The following is a 14,958-nucleotide window of genomic DNA, read 5'->3' as shown; positions in this document are numbered from 1 at the left end:
TTCAGTTAAAAAAGGTATAGACAGATAATGAACAGGATATAGACAATTGATAGACAATAGCAGGAGAATTGGTTAAATATTTTGGATAAAGGTGTCCAGATTTTTATGCTTTTTTAATCGTAATTTTTTTCGCAAGCGGTAGCGGCTGGTGTTTAAGGATGCTAATGTAATGTTTTGAAGTGTAGCAATGCTTCTGCTGTCAATTTTAAGGCGGATAAGGGAGCATAGCCTTATTTCATTTTTGCTTAAAGAAGGAAAGTCGTTAGTAAGTTTGCTGTAAAAGGCATCGCTAAGTTTGTCTAAGCGTTCAAAGAAATCTTTAGTATTCTTATCGAAGGTTACCTTGTTGTTGATTTCATTTTCAAGGTCTTCCAGCAGTTTGTTCTTTTCTTGTTGATTAGCTTGTTTTAAAGCCTCAATTTTTTGCGCCAGAAGGGCCACCCATTCTTGGTTTTGACTCAGATTAATGGCGAAATCTGACAAGTCCCGTTCTTTGGATGCGATTTTAAAGTTGAGTTGCTTTACTTTTAGGGTTGAGTTTTCCAACGTTTTTTCGGCTAGCAGCTGTTTGTTTTTTGCATTGATAAGGTGCTGCCTTCTTCGTACAAAGAGAGAGGCTAAAAGGATGAGGATGATGGAAAATACCAGGGCAAACAACCAAAGGTTAATCCTTTGGCTTTTAATTTTGCTCTCCTTGTTCATTTGGTCGATTTTATGGTTTAAAGCCACCCGATCGAACGTGATTTTGTTAAATTCATTCACCCATCTTTCGTCAATTTTTTTCGAAGCTTCATGTATGCTGTCAGACAGTGTTAAAATAGCTTTTGAGGCGTGGTAGGCAGTCATAGGGTTGGCCTGGCCTAATGCGAGATCCTCTTTGGCTTGTAGGATTTCGATGGTTGAATATGGATGCAGCTGTTGGTCTTGCTGCGCCTTGATTTCCTGTAGGGTTTTAAATGTGGCTTCGGCTTCTGTTATGCGGTTAAGTTTTACGTAGGTAGACACCAATTGGGCACCTGCGCTAATAAGGCGGCGGCTGTCCAATTGTTGGGTGGTTTCGATAGGTGTGTGCTGGAAAAAATGAAAATTTGTTTTGTAAAGGGGCAAGGCCAAGGCATATTGCCCTTGGTCTACATAAACATCGGCAATGTTGTCCCTAATACTGCCTATAAGGGTGTGGTTTGGGTTGTAGTCTAAGGTTGCCCTTTGTGCTTCCTTAAAGTACTTAAGGGCGTTCTCTAAATCGTGTTTGTGCCAGTAAAAAAACAACCCGTAATTGTTTAGGGCAGAGGGAAAGGAAATCCCGGGATATGCTTTAGAAAAAGCAATGTTGGCCAAATGCATTTGCGAAGCTTTATCCAACTGGTTTAACTTGGCATAGTCTTCTGCTGTGGCACTATAGGCATAATTTTGCTTTTTTATATAGCTTTCTTGGTCTAATATTTCAAGACTGGAGCTAAAGGTGGCAGAATAATCAAAAAAATGGTTGTAGGCGGTAATGGCTTGCTGCGGGAATTCAATTTGATGAAACCAATAGCCAAAGTGTAAATAGGTATCTACCTTTAGCTTGTGGTGCCCAGTAACACTGTTTAGCAAGTCCATAAGCTGGTAATATTGAGATAAGTACGTTTGTAGTTGCGCTTCTGTAAAAGAGGTTCTACGGTAGGTTTTAAAGTCGTCCTCTGGGAAGGTGCGGTTCATGTCTTCCCATAAGTGGTTAAACTGCGTTAATGCCTCCTGACTGCTTAATGTGTTTTGTTGGGCCAATACCGCGTGGCCTAAAAACGATAACCATAAAAGTACAATACAAGACCTCAAAGCATACAGTGGGTTGGTGTACTTGTAAATATAAGGATTAACTTACAGTAATGCGATTTTTTTTAAGGTAATAATTTGATGGTCAAGGGGTCACGAAATGTGCTTTTATTTTGTTGACTATGGTTTGTGCTAATTTTTCCTTGCTCTCAACGGTCCACCCGGCTACATGGGGGGTTAGCAATACGTTTTCGGCAGTTATAAGATATTGAAATGCCTCTGGCATGTTGTTGGAAAACAACGACTCGAACGAGGCCTTTTCGTATTCCAGGACATCCAGTCCTGCACCTAGGATTTTTTTAGTTTTTAGGGCTGAAACCAAGTCTGAGGTCACCACACTTTTCCCTCTTGCCGTATTGATTAGCCAAAATGGGTTTGCAAATTTATTTATAAACGCCTCATTAACCATGTTAATCGTTAAGGGGGTTTGTGGGGTGTGTAAACTTAATACATTGGCCTGTTGTTGCAGGGTTTCTAAAGGGACTTGTTTGCAGTTTTCGTCGCCAACATGAGGTTTTATATCGTAGCACAGCACTTCTACATCGAAACCGCGTAGTTTTTTGGCAAAGGCTTTTCCCATATTGCCGTAGCCTATTAGCCCTACGGTTTTGCCATCAAGCTCGAGGCCTCTGTTGGCTTCCCGCAGCCATTTGCCGTTTCTTACTTCTTTATCGGCTTTGTTAAGTTTGTTAAAGAGCGATAGCAACATGCCCAAGGCGTGCTCGCCAACAGCATTGCGGTTGCCTTCTGGGGCCGATATTAAATGAATGCCCTTGCGTTTAGCATAATCACAATCGATGTTTTCCAGACCGGCACCTACACGGCCAATAAACTTAAGGTTGGTAGCAGCATCAAGAAACGGTTTGTCTATAGTAAAACGACTTCTAATTACAAGGCCATCGTATTGGTGTAGCTTGGCTTCTATTTGTTGTTTGGTAGCGGTGTAATCCTCATCGTTCTTAAAGCCCAAAGCTGTTAGTTGGTCGATAAGCAAAGGGTGGTTGGTGTCGAGGTGTAGGACTTTCATTTAATATATAATGTTAAGTTAGATTAACTTAAATAAATTTCATCTTTCACGTAACTAGCATTTAGCCAAAAACAATGTTTTGTAAATTCAGTCAACCCCGTTAGTTCGTCCGCAATTGGTAAGTCATAAGTATCATCTGCATTTCTTGCGTGTGGTCTGACGTGACTAATTCTATTTTCCGTTTTCTTTGGGAAATAAGTCTTTCGGACACCTTTGTCAGTTACTTCTTTTACAATTTCTCCTTTAGAAACGGTTGTTTTCATTTTGTCCCAAACAGATTTAGCTTCTAAAATGTCTGAATGCGACATATTCCAAAACTTAACCTTTCTTAAGATTAAATTTTCTCCCTCAAACTGGTAGAAAACAAAGAAAAATTTGCTTTCCAAAATGTTTTTAAAATCCGAATCTTCCCAATCAGTTTCGATTAATTCTTGGTACTCAAAAGTTGGAAACGAAATATCTTCTTTTGGTAAATTGTTTTCTTTTAAACGAATAGTTTTTACTTGAATATCAGCTTTTTCAAACTCTTCAATTTTTTGTCCGAGTTCAAGTCCGAGGATTGCGTTTGTCAAATTGGCAAAATAACTTTTAGCTTTTTGATTTAATTTCAAGCCTAGTTCTTGTTCAATTTGTTCTGCTGATTTTCCATAAAACGGTTGGAATTTTGAAATTACAATATCTTCAATTGATTCAACTACATCAAGGATTTCAGGTTGCTCAATAATTTTTCCGTAAACCGCAGTTTCTTCTTGAGCGATATTTGCAATTATATGATTTACATAACCTTGTTTAAGCGAATATGCTCTTTGTTTTGCTTTTTCATCATTAAAAGGTTGGTCACGATAGGACTTTAAAGCTGTTGAACCTTTAGTACAAGCTCCAAGATAGAATGTGTCTCCTTCTGATAATTCGTGTGCTTTTCCGTCTTTTATTTTTTGGTTTATTGTTTCCCAATCGTGTTTGATTATTTTCAAATCTTCGTTTGGATATTGCCAACCGTCAACTAATTTAATAAGGTAATCAAGCAAGTCTAAATCTTTATCGTGCAGATAAAACACTAAAAGTAAATGAGCATTTTTCTTCCAAAACGAGCTATTCTCAAAGTCCTCTTTATGTACTTCTAAATAATTGATAATATTTAAGACAAGTCTTTCTTTTGACCTAAATTCTCCATTTTTCAAAGTTTTTAATGGACTTGATTTAAGTTCAATCCCTGCTTCTTTAAAGTCAGGTTCTGCATCTGAATTTGGTTCATATCCGAAATAGAATTTTTCTAAAATTTGACCAAAATTTCCTTTTCCTTTATAATTGTGTTTTTCAATTTCCTCGCCACAAGCTTCTCGTAAAGTCTGTCCTTTCAACTTTTTAGCAAACTCGATTATTGAATCTGCCGAAGTAACATCAAGCATATTCAAATTGGTTTATTTGTTTGTAAAGTTCTTCTCCTATTTTTTCGATTACACCAACAACTAACGCATTGCCCATAAAAAATGCACGTTTTGTATCTGTAATTCCTTCAAGTTTGGTGTGATTGTCTGGGAACATATTTAATCTTTCTAATTCAACTGGTGTTAATCTTCGCAACCCTCTGTCGGAAGCGACTACGTGTTTGAATCTTGAAGGTGATTTTCCACCTTCTCCTGTTATAATTGTCCTTGAAGCATTATCTAAAGCGTCTGGATAAATCATTCCACCTTCTGAATATTTGTATTTATGTCCTTCGCTTGAAATTCTTTCAATGGTTTTTGAACCTTTTAAATATTCCCATTTGTCCTTATCTTTATCATCTATAAAAAAGTCTTTCGTAACTTCTCCATTTTGCAAAATGTCTCCTAAAACTGTGAAGTTACCTTCGTAACTAGCTTCTGTTTTAGTAGTATAAACTTTGCCGTTTACAAGTAGTCCTGTATTTTGAAAAGGCGATAATTTACCTGTTTTGTTAAAGTTGTTGGTAATTTCTACTAAATCTCCTTTTAGTTCAATTTCTTGAATTGAGTTCGTATTGTTAACAGGAAAAGCATTTGCAATTGTTCCTTCTTTTATTAACCAATCAATTTTGTCTGCTTTTTTAAGTCTTTTATATATTTCTGTTGATTTGTGATAGCCAATAAAGAAAACTCTTCTCCTTCTTTGAGGCATTCCGTATTCAGCTGCATTTATTACTCTCCATTCTACTGCATATCCAAGTTCGTTTAAACTTTGTAACATCACGGCAAAATCTCGACCTCTTTGTTTGGCAGGTGATTTTAAAAGTCTATCTACGTTTTCTAAAAAAAGATATTTTGGTTTGTTCGTTTTCTCTTCTAATATTCGGTGAATTGACCACCAAAGCACTCCTTTTTTACCTTTTAAGCCTTTTGAATTGTGTAATGTTGTTGCAACTGAATAATCTTGACAAGGGAATCCGCCACAAAGTAAATCGTGATCTGGGATTTCGTCTGTTGGAACAGTCGCAATATCTTGATTTGAATGATTCTCTTCACCAAATCTTGCTTCATAAACCATTGAAGCGTGTTGCATTTTAGTTGAAGGTTCCCATTGATTACTCCAGACAATTTTGTAATTACTTTTTTCAAGTCCAAGACGGAAACCACCTACTCCTGCAAACAATTCTGCTACTTTTAATGTCTTATTTTTCATTTGCTTGAGTTTTATAATATTTAATTTTTTCTTCCGCTACTTTTAGTATTTCAGAAGTTGATTCTGTGTATTTTAATTTATCTGCAATTTTTTCTGAATACCAATTTATAATCAGATCACTTTCTGAAAGGGCATAAAATTTTGCAAGCCTAACGAGTTGTTCCATTGTTGGTTTTCGCTCATTCTTTTCAAATTTACTTATCAGAGATTGGTCAATATCTACTTCAGCCGCAACTTTTCGCAGAATCATTTCTTTTTCCTCTCTTGCACATTTTAAAGTTTCACCTAATGTTTTCATTGGTCAAAAAAGTTTTAGACAAATATTGTCCAAATTTAATAAAAATTTTGATTTTTCTGTTTAAATTAGATTGATTTTTTGGTGTAATTTTAAATAACCAAGTTAGAAATTGTAAACTTACGAAGTTTTGCGTTAGCGATTGCGCCTTTGTTGGAGCTCTTTTTTAGGGAAAAAAGCGACTGGCGAAAGCGCGACCCATAGGGGAACGCCCTTTTAAAACCCCAGGATAAGTTTGGCGATATAGAAAAACAGAAAAATACCAAAAATATCGTTGCTAGTGGTTATAAACGGCCCGGTAGCAATGGCGGGATCGATGCCGCGTTTGTCTAAAATAATGGGGACAAAGGTGCCAATTAGGGCGGCGATAATAATAACCGACATCATTGAAATGGCTATGGTCAAGCTAAACTTGAGCGGCATGCCCATGAGTTGGCCAAAAAGGATGACCAAAATGCCCAATACGGCTCCGTTTATAAGGCTTAGGCCAATTTCTTTAAGCAAACGGCTAAGCAGGCTGCCTTTAACCACATCGTTAGCCAGACCTTGTACAATAATGGCGCTGGATTGCACGCCAACATTGCCTGCCATGGCGGCAATAAGCGGGGTAAAGAAAAAGAGCTCTTTGTAATGGTTTAGGGCGTCTTCGTAGCCTTCCATGATAAACACACTGCCCAAACCGCCAAAAAGGCCTAAAACCAGCCAAGGTAAGCGGGCACGGGTAAGCTGCCAGATGCTGTCGTCGGCCTCGACATCTTGCGAGATACCTGCGGCCAATTGGTAGTCTTTATCGGCTTCTTCGCGAATAACATCAACAATATCATCGATGGTAATACGGCCTAGTAGTGTTTTGTTCTGGTCTATAACCGGAATGGCTTCGAGGTCGTATTTTTGCATGACTCTGGCAACTTCTTCGACATCTTCGTCTACGTACACAAAGTCGACATTGGAGATGTAGATGTCGGCAATTTTTTGTTCGTTTTTGGCCGTAATAAGGTCTTTTAACGATAAGCGTCCAATAAGTTTTTCGTCTTTGGTAACTACGTAAATGGAGTGCACTCTGGTAACCTCTTTGGCTTGGCCGCGAATGCGACGTAGGCAACCGGCTACGGTCCAGGTTTCGTATACTTTTACAAGCTCTTTGGCCATGAGTCCACCGGCGGTGTCTTGGTCGTAAGCGAGGAGTTCTTTAATTTCGGCTTGGTGCTCGGCGTCTTCAATGTTAGAGATAACCGCTTGGCGGCGTTCTTCGGGAAGTTCGGCAATAATATCGGCGGCATCGTCGGTGTCGAGTTCTTCAACCTCTTCGGCAATTTCTTTAATGGAGAGGTTTTCGAGGACTTTTTCGCGGTTGTCCTCATCGAGTTCCATAAGCACTTCTGAAGTGGTTTCAGAATCGAGAAGCTTAATGATGTACATGGCTTCCTTAAGGTGCAATTCGTCCAGGATTTCGGCAATATCGGCATAGTGAAAGTCCTGCAACAGCTGTTTTAAGGCTTTATCGTTATGTTGTTCAATAAGCTGTTCTACTTGTGTTACAAGTTCTGTTGTAAGTTCGAATTGTATGTGCTCTCTCTCTTCAGACAAATGAAAAATGGTTTATTGGTTTTCGATGGCTTGGGTTAACATGATAAATTCCTGAACGCTTAATTGCTCTGGACGCTTGCCAAATATAGCATTTGCTTTTAAATTATCGTTTAAATTGAATGTTTTTAAACTGTTACGCAATGTTTTTCGGCGTTGCTGAAAGGCTTGTTTTACCACCCTAAAAAACAATTTTTCGTTGCAAGGGAGGGTGTAGTCGGGCTTTCTTTTTAAGATTAAAACGCCAGAGTCGACCTTTGGTGGGGGGTTAAAGACCGTTGGAGGAACGGTAAATAAGTAGGTGGCATTGTAAAAGGCTTGTACTAAAACCGATAGGATGCCGTAGGTTTTGCTGCCTGCTTTCTCGCAAATACGTTGGGCGACTTCTTTTTGAAACATACCCGAAAATTCTGGTATTTGGTCTCGCATGTCCAACATTTTAAACACAATTTGCGAGGAGATGTTGTAGGGGAAATTTCCTATAATGGCAAAGGGTTGGTCGTTAAAGACCTCTGTGATGTCGTATTTTAGGAAATCTTGCTCGATAACCCTATTGGCAAGGTTAAGGTAGTTGTTTTTTAAGTAGGCTACCGATTCGGTATCGATTTCTATCACGTAGGTTGTGATGTCTTTTTTTAATAGATATTTTGTGAGCACGCCCATGCCGGGGCCTATTTCCAAAACATTTTTATAACCCTCTAGCGATAGGGTGTCGGCTATTTTTTTAGCAATATTTTCGTCGTTTAGGAAATGCTGCCCGAGGTGTTTTTTTGCACGAACTTGGTTGTTGTTTGCCATAAGCCAGTTTGCGATTGGTTTTGAATTTTAATTGTCAAAAAAGGGATGTGGGGTGCCACAGAAAGACAATTAGTTGAAAGTTACAGAAAATTCGTCAATAACCTCTAGTTCTGTTCTAAAAGCTAGCATTTTATCTGCAAATTGTTTTAGGCCATCTTGGCGAAGGGCTTCTGCGTGATGTTTGTAGTAAAGGTCTAGTGCTTCTCTGGATTTTGCGCGGTATTGTATGGAGTAGGTGGTACCGCCCAGTTCTTCTTCAACCAGTACTTTGGTTAGTTTGGCCTCGGTAAAATGTCCTGTTGCCAGAACTAATGGGATGTGGGCTTTTATCCAGTTAAGCCATTGCTCATGAATGCTGGCATCTACATTTACGGTAACGTTGTAAATAATCATAACTACAAAGTTTTTGCAAATAACAGAAGTTCTTCGTCGTCTTCAAAGGGTTTTACCTTTTTTTCAAGTGCAAACCCTAATTTTGTAATAAGCTTTATGGAGTTTTGGTTGGTTGGTAGCGTAATTGCCACAAGTTTTTTTAAGTTGAATTGTGTTTTGGCCAGCTGCATGATTTTTAATGAAGCTTCGTGGCCATAGCCATGGCCTTCGTGTTCTGGTAAAAACGCAAAGCCTAAATCTACATGGTCTAGTTCTGCCCTTCTGGCAAGACCGCAGCTGCCAATAGTTTCCTGCGTTGTTTTAAGTTGCAGCTTGTAAAACCCAAAACCGTGTTCTTTATAACTTTTAAGATGGCGTTCTTTAATGTGGTTTTTAGCAGCCGTTAATGTTTTTATGTTTTTGTCGCCAACATATTTTAAGTAGCTGGGGGTGTTTAATAGGGATATTAAAAAAGGGGCATCGGCTGTGGTGAAAGTCGAAATGATTAGGCGTGGCGTTTCGGCAACAATCATAGGGTGCTAGTTAATGGCATCGCCCCGTAGCAGGCGATAGGTTTTTCTGGCCTCGACAAAGTAAATGCTGTCTTGGTAATTAAAAATAATTTTTTCGTAAAGAGGTTTGGCCTTTTCGGGTGCTTCTAGAGTGAGGTAATACAGTTGTGCTAAAAAATAATAGGCATCGTCTGCGAGAATGTCGTCGCTATACTGAGAGATAATGTTCAGGTAATTTGCTACGGCTTTGTCGTATTGTTTGGTTTTTTCGAACAGGGTTGCTTGCTTAAACAGGGCTTGATCTTGAATGCTTTTGCCTGGGTGTTCTAATAAGATTTTATCCAGTAAGGCAATGGCCTCGGTGGTTTTGTTTTGGTAGGCCATTAGATCGGCTTTGGCATAGAGTTTTAGTGCTGTTTGGGTGGAATCTTCATACTTATTATCTGTAATGAGCAACATGAGGTTTAGGGCATCGTTAGCAATAAGTTGTGTGGTTGAGGATTTAAGGATTTTTAATTGGGATTCTGCCCATTTAAAATCGCCTTTATAATAGCTGGTTTGGGCTACTTTAAACCGGGCTTCCTGCGAAATGGGGTTGTTTTTTAGGGCTTTTTGTATTTGGGAAAAATAAATCAAGGCTTCGTTAAATTTTTCTTCAAAAACCAAGATGTCGCCTAAGGCTAATTTAACTTTTGCTTCTTGAAACTTATTTAATGGCAAGCTAAGGCTTTCCCTTAGCAGATTAATGGCGCGTTGGGTTTCGTTTTGATTGAATGCCAGAAAATGGGCATACGACAGCTGCAGTTCTAGGGTTGATGTAAATTTGCCGTAGGTGTTAAACAGGGCTTGGTATTTTTTGTCGATGTGACTGTATTCTTGTTTGTCTGCTAGTTGGGTTTTAAGAGTAATCAGGCTGTTTTCGGCCTCTAGAATGGTTTCGGCATCTTGGGCGGTTTCGGTTATGTAGGTAAAAACCTTAATGGCCGTATTGTATTGTTGATCCTCTTTGGTGTTGTTGGCAAGCTCCAGAATGCGTCCTAAACTTTCGGGATTTCTGGCAAAAATGGCCTTTTCTTGCATAAACGCTTTGTTGTAGTCTTTTTGTTGGATAAAAAGCCAGCTTAACATTTCGTTCCATAATAAGTTTGGGCTTTCCTGTAGTTTTTTTAGGAGGATTTTTCTTAGGATTTGATTGTTTTCGTGTTCAGGGTTTTCACTGATAAAGTCATTAAAAGCACGTTTAATGTTGCTTAAGTACGATGCGTTAAGGTTGTTGTTTAAAAAATCCAGATAACTGTTAAACATGTCTTCTATAGCACCCTTTTCACCATAAATCCTGGCCAGTTGCACGTGGAATTTTAAATCGGGATTAAGGGTCATGGCATTTTGGTAGGTGGTAATGGCGTAATCTAAAAGCGACCTATCTTCAAAGGTTCTGCCAATAATGTAGGCGTAACGCGGGTTTTCGTCAATAAAGCTTAAGGCTTTATCGTAATTTTCTAGGGCTTTGTTTTGTTTGTTTTGAAGTTGGTAGTTAAAACCTAGTTCAATAAACAATGGCGGATAGGTGATTTTTTCCAATTGACTGCTTAGCAGTTCTTGGGCGGCGGTAAACTGTTCTAATTGTTGGTGCGACTTAACCAAGGCAAGCAAGTAATTGTTGTTGGTTGGCGCCTTTTTAAGGAGGTTTTGGTATGAGATGATGGCTTTCTCGAAGGCCCCATTTTTATAGTATTCTTTAGCCAATAAATCCTCGTCCTGGGCAAACCCAAGTTGGATGGAACAGCATAAAAGAAGCAATAGAAGTCTCATGAATTGTTTTATGGAATAAATATAAACAATGAGACTCGGGATCTTGTGAAAATTTTGATAAAAATTAACCCAAAGTCTAGCTGTTGCCCAACAGATGGGCAAAGGTTACGTAAAGACGAAGTAATTTGGGGCTTGCTTTACGTGCTACTTTTCGGCAGAAATGGCAGCGGTTTTGTTATCCGATTTATCGAAATCAAAGTCAAAGTCGGAAGACAAAACTTTCCCAGCCAAAAAAGCCAATGCGGCTAGAAGGAAAAGGCGTTTCAGGTTTTTCATTAACAAAGTAGGTTATAATTTGTTAACTAACTTCTGTAAAATAAAGGGAACAACCAAATAAAACGCAAAAAAATCGACAAAATAACCGATTTTTTTGCGTTTCATCTTAAAAAAGGGAAAAATCCTACAAGTTAATTGATCATGTCAAAGCCAGTGTAGGGCACTAGTACTTCTGGGATTTTTATGCCATCTGCTGTTTGGTAATTTTCTAAAATACCAGCTAAAACCCGCGGCAAGGCTAGTGAGCTACCATTTAATGTGTGGGCAAGCTCCTTTTTGCCTTCAGGTGTTTTATACCTTAGTTTAAGGCGGTTGGCCTGAAAGGTTTCGAAATTAGATACCGAAGAAATTTCCAACCAGCGATCTTGTGCTGTAGAGAACACTTCGAAATCGTAAGTAAGGGCCGAGGTAAACCCAAGGTCGCCACCACAAAGGCGTAAAATCCTGTAGGGCAATTTAAGGTCGTCCAGTATGGTTTTTACATGATCTACCATATCGTCTAAGGCCTTATAGGAATTGTTAGGGTGCTCTACACGAAGGATTTCAACTTTGTCAAATTGGTGCAAGCGGTTTAGTCCGCGCACATGGGCACCATAGCTGCCCGCTTCGCGCCTAAAGCATGGTGTATACCCCGTAATGCCAATAGGAAGTTCGTTTTCGTTTAAAATAACATCTCTAAAAATGTTGGTTCCAGGAACTTCAGAGGTTGGTATCAGGTACAAATCGTCTTCTGTAACATGGTACATTTGGCCTTCCTTGTCTGGTAGTTGCCCGGTGCCAAATCCCGATGCTTCGTTAATTAAAAGGGGGAGTTGGTATTCGGTATAGCCAGCAGCCGTGTTTTTGTCTATAAAATAGGCAATTAAAGCCCGTTGTAATTTGGCGCCTTTGCCTTTATAAACAGGAAATCCAGCTCCTGTAATCTTGGTGCCTAGCTCGAAATTAATGATGTCGTACTTTTTTGCAAGCTCCCAGTGTGGCAGTGCATGGTCGCCTAAAGTAGGAATGTTGCCTTTTCTAAACACTTCTTCGTTGTCTTCATCTGTATTGCCCTCTGGTACCGATGGGTGTGGTACATTGGGAATGGTGTACAACAAGGTGTTTAATTGCTGTGATATGTTGTTTAAGGTTTCTGATAGCGTTTTGGATTCTTCCTTTAAAGCAGCGGTTTTTTCTTTTATTTCGTTGGCCTGGTCTGCCTGACCAGACTTGAATAACTGGCCAATTTCTTTCGATAAGGTGTTCGATTCGGCTAGGGTGTTGTCTAGATTGGTTTGTGTTTTTCGGCGGTCTTCATCTAATTGTAAGACTTGCTCGATCATTTCGGTAGCATCAAGATGGCGCTTTTTTAATGCGTCTATAACGTATTGCTTGTGCTCTCTAATGTAAGGTACTTGTAACATGCTTTTGCTTTATAAGGAATTTTGAAAACAAAAGTAACAAGTTTTTTAAATAAAAGGGGACTTATTTTGAAGGAAGTAACCAAGGGCTGTGCCTAAAAGGGTCCCATTTTACCGAGGCCAAATCAACGTTATGGTCTACAAGTGGTTTGTAGGGTTTCCCATTAATACTTACTTGGCATTCTACATAAACGGCAATGTCTTTGCCTGCTTGGGCATAGCTTTTTTTGAGGTGCTGTGCGAATTGCCAAATAACATCGGGTTTTGATGAGACCAGTCTAATTTGTTTAGGACTTAGGTAGTCTGAGAGCGTTATGGATTCTTTTTTTTGGGTGGCCTTATCCATAACAACATATTGTGCTACTCCGTGTTTGGAGCGTAACATCATGCGCCAAGACATGCGGTGGCCTTCTTCGGTCCAAAGCACATCGTCTTTAATAAGATGATGCCTTAAAGGCAAGGCCAGTTGAATTAAGAAGTGAATGGCAAATAATGCTATTAGTGGTTTGTTGTAAGCAGGAACAATAACGCTACCCGCTGTATATAACGGTTTCTTTTTTAAGAAAATGTTTCTAATGGTTTCCGGCGAGAAGAAGAACAAAGCAAAGGCTAAGGATAAATATGGGAAAATACCTACTTGAAAAACGATGGAGTTAAACAAATGGAAAAAAATCGAAGCGAAAAACGCCAGTTTTCGTGTTGGTTTAAATAGTAATAATGGGATAACCAGCCCGTCAAATAAAATACCGCCATAGGCCAGAAAGTAATGCACCCATTTTTGTTGCAGGAGGTCGCCTATGAGGTAGTAATGTTTTTTGGATGCCATCATAAGTTCTATAACAGAGGTGTCTAGCCAATCTGGGTACACTTTGGCAATAGCACCGTAAGTGTAAACAATAAACATTTGAATAATAAACACCCAGCTGCACCACTGCGGCATAGAGAGCTGTTTTATGTTTGGGTTGTGTTTTGCGTCTAAGGCAAGGTATCTGTTGGCTGGTAGAAAAACCATTATGGCACTTAAAATAATTAATAAGTAGTAATGGTTGTTGTAGGAAGCTTTTTGCATAAAATATGTAGCGGCCCACATAAGGGTAAACATCAGGGTGCTTAATCTGTATTTGTAACCCAGCATAATACAAAACCCAAAAACGCCCATAAGCACATAATACGCGTACATAAGGTGCTCTGGCAAGGGTTGGAGCCATTCCAGTCCAATAAACGAAAAGGTAAAATCGGGTGCGATAAGCGTGCGTTTTACCCAGCCGGTAAAAATGGCCCCCACCGATTCTAGAAAGCACAACAGCCCAAAAATTATCCTGAAGACAATAAGTGGGCTGTTGTCGATATGTTTAAAAAGGATGTTATTCATGGGTTTTCAGGAAATCTTCTGCTGTTTTTTGGTCTTGCTGTAATTGTGTTTTTAGCGCGTGTACAGAGTCGAATTTTTTTTCATCTCTTATCCTGTGTAAGATTTCGATGGTTAGTTGTTGGTTGTAAAGGGTTTCCTTAAAATTGAAAAAATGTGCCTCGATAAATTGTTTGTTCGAGGTTTCTACGGTAGGGTTGCTGCCTATGTTCATCATACCATAAGCCCAGTTGTCGTTTACAAGTGCTTTTACAACATAAACCCCATCTTTTGGAATTAGCTTATAGGTTTCCTTAATTTGAATGTTTGCCGTAGGGAACCCTAGTTTGCTGCCTAGCGATTTGCCTTTAATTACTGTGCCGTTAAGCATGTAGTTGTAGCCCAAATAGGCATTGGCTGTTTTAATGTCGCCAGTTATTAGTGCTTGCCTTATTTTTGTCGAGCTTACCGCAACCTCGTTAATATCCTGGGCGCTTATTTCTTCAACCTCAAAATGGTAGGTTTTACCAAAGGCCCTTAGATCGTTAATGTTTGCAGTCCTATTTCTTCCAAAATGGTGGTCGTAGCCAATAATAATTTTTTTAATGTTTAGCTTGTTTACCAAAATGTCGCGCACAAAGGCTTCTGCTGTTAATCGGGAAAACTCTTGGGTAAATTCTTTTATAATTAAGTGGTCTAGGCCAAGGGCATCAAGAATGCCGCACTTTTCGTCAATGGTGTTTAGCAGTTTAATGTTGGCATCTTTTTGCAAGACCATTCTTGGGTGGGGGAAAAAAGTTAGGACTATAGAGGTAAGCGCTTGCTTGTTTGCGGTTGCAATTAAACGTTCAATAATTTTTTTATGTCCAATATGAACACCGTCAAAGGTGCCAATAGTTAGCACGGTAGGTGTTTTAAACGAGCAATCTTTTAAATTGGTTTGTTTCAAGTTGGGTGTGTTTAAAAGGCTAAGGCAAAAATAAACAATCGGAGGGCAAATGTGTAAGAGTTTGCGGCTTTATTGCGAAATAGGCTGTTTTTATATGATAACTTTTGTGTTTTTTATAATGATATTTAAA

14 protein-coding genes are annotated in these 14,958 nt (G+C 39.0%); all 14 read right to left on the bottom strand.

Annotated elements, in window-relative coordinates:
• Positions 1–72: 72 nt before the first annotated feature.
• The 14 genes from IA57_RS03720 to IA57_RS03660 all read right to left on the bottom strand — a co-directional run bounded on the left by IA57_RS03720 (position 73) and on the right by IA57_RS03660 (position 14,828).
• Entirely contained in the window at positions 73–1,818 is a 1,746-nt protein-coding gene (locus IA57_RS03720; protein ID WP_036119325.1) for a tetratricopeptide repeat protein, read from the bottom strand.
• An 82-nt stretch (positions 1,819–1,900) separates the two neighbouring features.
• Complete coding sequence (locus tag IA57_RS03715) at positions 1,901–2,842, bottom strand: 2-hydroxyacid dehydrogenase (protein ID WP_036119323.1); 942 nt, start codon at positions 2,840–2,842, stop codon at positions 1,901–1,903.
• Positions 2,843–2,865: 23 nt separating this feature from the next.
• The gene (locus IA57_RS03710; protein ID WP_036119321.1) at positions 2,866–4,251 is read right to left on the bottom strand and encodes a Sau3AI family type II restriction endonuclease; all 1,386 of its coding nucleotides are present in this window, start codon (positions 4,249–4,251) and stop codon (positions 2,866–2,868) included.
• Positions 4,244–5,482, bottom strand: a complete 1,239-nt coding sequence (locus IA57_RS03705) for a DNA cytosine methyltransferase (protein WP_036119320.1) — start codon at positions 5,480–5,482, stop codon at positions 4,244–4,246. The genes IA57_RS03710 and IA57_RS03705 overlap by 8 nt, the downstream gene beginning before the upstream one ends.
• Positions 5,472–5,780: a helix-turn-helix domain-containing protein gene (locus tag IA57_RS03700; protein WP_036119318.1), complete on the bottom strand. Its 309-nt coding sequence runs from the start codon at positions 5,778–5,780 to the stop codon at positions 5,472–5,474. The genes IA57_RS03705 and IA57_RS03700 overlap by 11 nt, the downstream gene beginning before the upstream one ends.
• Before the next feature lie 213 nt (positions 5,781–5,993).
• The gene (gene mgtE / locus IA57_RS03695; protein WP_036119541.1) at positions 5,994–7,343 is read right to left on the bottom strand and encodes a magnesium transporter; all 1,350 of its coding nucleotides are present in this window, start codon (positions 7,341–7,343) and stop codon (positions 5,994–5,996) included.
• A 33-nt stretch (positions 7,344–7,376) separates the two neighbouring features.
• Positions 7,377–8,159, bottom strand: coding sequence for a 16S rRNA (adenine(1518)-N(6)/adenine(1519)-N(6))-dimethyltransferase RsmA (rsmA, locus tag IA57_RS03690; RefSeq protein ID WP_036119316.1), 783 nt, complete (start codon positions 8,157–8,159; stop codon positions 7,377–7,379).
• Positions 8,160–8,228: 69 nt separating this feature from the next.
• Positions 8,229–8,552: a DUF4286 family protein gene (locus IA57_RS03685; protein WP_036119315.1), complete on the bottom strand. Its 324-nt coding sequence runs from the start codon at positions 8,550–8,552 to the stop codon at positions 8,229–8,231.
• A gap of 2 nt (positions 8,553–8,554) precedes the next feature.
• Positions 8,555–9,064: a GNAT family N-acetyltransferase gene (locus IA57_RS03680; protein WP_036119312.1), complete on the bottom strand. Its 510-nt coding sequence runs from the start codon at positions 9,062–9,064 to the stop codon at positions 8,555–8,557.
• A gap of 6 nt (positions 9,065–9,070) precedes the next feature.
• A complete protein-coding gene (locus tag IA57_RS03675) occupies positions 9,071–10,855 on the bottom strand; it encodes a tetratricopeptide repeat protein (RefSeq protein WP_036119310.1) in 1,785 nt (594 codons plus the stop codon).
• 144 nt (positions 10,856–10,999) lie between these two features.
• On the bottom strand, positions 11,000–11,131 hold the full coding sequence (locus IA57_RS12745) for a hypothetical protein (RefSeq protein ID WP_262493260.1): 132 nt from the start codon (positions 11,129–11,131) through the stop codon (positions 11,000–11,002).
• Between the two features lie 131 nt (positions 11,132–11,262).
• Positions 11,263–12,534, bottom strand: coding sequence for a serine--tRNA ligase (gene serS, locus IA57_RS03670; protein ID WP_036119307.1), 1,272 nt, complete (start codon positions 12,532–12,534; stop codon positions 11,263–11,265).
• Between the two features lie 61 nt (positions 12,535–12,595).
• Entirely contained in the window at positions 12,596–13,903 is a 1,308-nt protein-coding gene (locus IA57_RS03665) for an HTTM domain-containing protein (protein ID WP_036119305.1), read from the bottom strand.
• A complete protein-coding gene (locus IA57_RS03660; protein WP_036119302.1) occupies positions 13,896–14,828 on the bottom strand; it encodes a bifunctional riboflavin kinase/FAD synthetase in 933 nt (310 codons plus the stop codon). The genes IA57_RS03665 and IA57_RS03660 overlap by 8 nt, the downstream gene beginning before the upstream one ends.
• Between the last annotated feature and the right edge of the window lie 130 nt (positions 14,829–14,958).

The sequence above is a fragment of the Mangrovimonas yunxiaonensis genome (genome assembly GCF_000733475.1).
Taxonomy (GTDB): Bacteria; Bacteroidota; Bacteroidia; order Flavobacteriales; family Flavobacteriaceae; genus Mangrovimonas; species Mangrovimonas yunxiaonensis.
This window is presented reverse-complemented; position numbering and strand designations above follow the sequence as displayed.

Bases quoted from the DNA above. Each gene is read 5' to 3' on its own strand.
- IA57_RS03715 (WP_036119323.1), bottom strand. From the start codon at position 2,842: ATGAAAGTCCTACACCTCGACACCAACCACCCTTTGCTTATCGACCAA.
- IA57_RS03710 (WP_036119321.1), bottom strand. From the start codon at position 4,251: ATGCTTGATGTTACTTCGGCAGATTCAATAATCGAGTTTGCTAAAAAG.
- IA57_RS03705 (WP_036119320.1), bottom strand. From the start codon at position 5,482: ATGAAAAATAAGACATTAAAAGTAGCAGAATTGTTTGCAGGAGTAGGT.
- IA57_RS03700 (WP_036119318.1), bottom strand. From the start codon at position 5,780: ATGAAAACATTAGGTGAAACTTTAAAATGTGCAAGAGAGGAAAAAGAA.
- rsmA (WP_036119316.1), bottom strand. From the start codon at position 8,159: ATGGCAAACAACAACCAAGTTCGTGCAAAAAAACACCTCGGGCAGCAT.
- IA57_RS03685 (WP_036119315.1), bottom strand. From the start codon at position 8,552: ATGATTATTTACAACGTTACCGTAAATGTAGATGCCAGCATTCATGAG.
- IA57_RS03680 (WP_036119312.1), bottom strand. From the start codon at position 9,064: ATGATTGTTGCCGAAACGCCACGCCTAATCATTTCGACTTTCACCACA.
- IA57_RS03675 (WP_036119310.1), bottom strand. From the start codon at position 10,855: ATGAGACTTCTATTGCTTCTTTTATGCTGTTCCATCCAACTTGGGTTT.
- IA57_RS12745 (WP_262493260.1), bottom strand. From the start codon at position 11,131: ATGAAAAACCTGAAACGCCTTTTCCTTCTAGCCGCATTGGCTTTTTTG.
- serS (WP_036119307.1), bottom strand. From the start codon at position 12,534: ATGTTACAAGTACCTTACATTAGAGAGCACAAGCAATACGTTATAGAC.
- IA57_RS03665 (WP_036119305.1), bottom strand. From the start codon at position 13,903: ATGAATAACATCCTTTTTAAACATATCGACAACAGCCCACTTATTGTC.